The 1756-nt window shown below is 36.9% G+C and carries 2 protein-coding genes; both read left to right on the plus strand.

Annotated features, from left to right (window positions below):
- Positions 1-1093, plus strand: a 1093-nt coding sequence (locus ABY905_RS17065; protein WP_372646068.1) for an ATP-dependent metallopeptidase FtsH/Yme1/Tma family protein, incomplete at its 5' end; no start/stop codon positions are given.
- A gap of 115 nt (positions 1094-1208) precedes the next feature.
- The coding region (locus tag ABY905_RS17070) for a phosphatidate cytidylyltransferase (RefSeq protein WP_372646071.1) at positions 1209-1756 on the plus strand (548 nt) is incomplete at its 3' end.

Here is a 1756-nt window from a genome sequence, read left to right on the forward strand (position 1 = left end):
AGGTAAGAACCCAAATATGGGATCTAACGATGAGCGTGAGAATACATTGAATCAGTTATTGACAGAGATGGATGGTTTTGATACCAACTCGGGTGTTATTATTCTTGCAGCAACTAACCGTGCTGATATTCTTGATAGAGCATTGATGCGTGCAGGTCGTTTTGATCGTCAGATTCATGTTGAGCTACCAGATTTAAATGAGCGTGAAGAAATTTTCAATGTACATCTTCGTCCATTAAAACTTGATGATTCGGTTAAGAGTGAATACTTAGCGAAGCAAACACCAGGTTTCTCAGGAGCTGATATTGCTAATGTTTGTAATGAATCGGCTTTGATTGCTGCTCGTAAAAAGAAGAATGTTATACAGAAGCAAGATTTCCTTGATGCAGTTGATCGAATCATTGGAGGTTTGGAGAAAAAAAATAAAATTATCTCAGTAAATGAGAAGAAGACCATTGCTTTTCATGAAGCAGGTCATGCTACCATTTCATGGTTATTAGAATATGCTCATCCTTTGGTGAAAGTAACCATTGTACCAAGAGGGAAAGCTCTTGGTGCAGCTTGGTATTTACCAGAAGAGAGAAGTATCACAACAAAAGAACAATTGCTTGACGAGATGTGTTCTGCCCTTGGTGGACGTGCTGCTGAAGAATTAACCTTTGGTAAGATTTCTACAGGTGCACAAAACGACCTGGAGAAAGTAACTAAGCAGGCAATGGCTATGGTTTCTATCTTTGGAATGAGTGAGCAAGTTGGTAATGTAAGTTACTATGATTCATCAGGACAGTCCGATTATGGATTCTCCAAGCCATATAGTGAGAAAACTGCCGAGTTAATCGATCAGGAAGTGAAAGTTCTTATTGAGACCTCTTACAAGAGAGCGAAGCAAATCCTTAAGGACAATATGGAAGGTCTCAAGAAAGTTGGGGAGATGTTGATAGAGCGTGAAGTGATATTTAGTGAAGATTTAGAAGCTATTTTTGGGAAGAGGAATTTTGGGACGGAACAAATTGAAGAGGCTAAAATACTTCCAACAGAAGTTCCTGAGAAAGAAGAAAGATCAGAAGAAGAGAACAACTCTAAGGCTGTTTAATTCCTTATACCAGATATTTATTAAAGCTAAGTTGTCGATGAGAGTTGATAACTTAGCTATTTTTTGTTTAAATTGTCGGCTTAATTTTGTTGAGTTGTACTAATTCATATTCATAGTGGGGGAATTTATAAAAAGAGCTTTAACAGCATTATTATTCGGAATTATTTTAATTGCAGGGATCAACCTTCATCCTATTGGCTTTATTGCGACCTTCTTGGGAATAGCTCTTTTGGCGAACTATGAATTTTACGGCTTAATAAAAAAGGCCAAAGCATCACCTCAGGTCGGTATAGGACTTTTAGCCGTTGTGTTATTATTTGCTGCAATAACTTCACATATTTACTGTGGTAAAGCAGTCTTGTCTCACTTATTACTTTTACTCGTATTCTTAAGTTTTATTATTGAACTATATCGTAAGAAGGATAATCCTTTTGCTAATATTGCCTATACTTTATTGGGCATTATTTATGTGGCTTTGCCTTTCGCTTTACTGATTTACCTTGTATTTCAGAATGGAGTCGAGCAGTTCAGACCTGATATTGTCATGGGTATCTTTATTATGATTTGGGTAAATGATACGGTAGCCTATCTGGTTGGTGTTAATTTTGGGAAGCATAGATTATTCGAGCGTATTTCTCCTAAAAAATCTTGGGAAGGAAGTAT

Origin of the sequence: Ancylomarina sp. (assembly GCF_041555295.1) — a bacterium.
GTDB lineage: Bacteria > Bacteroidota > Bacteroidia > Bacteroidales > Marinifilaceae > Ancylomarina.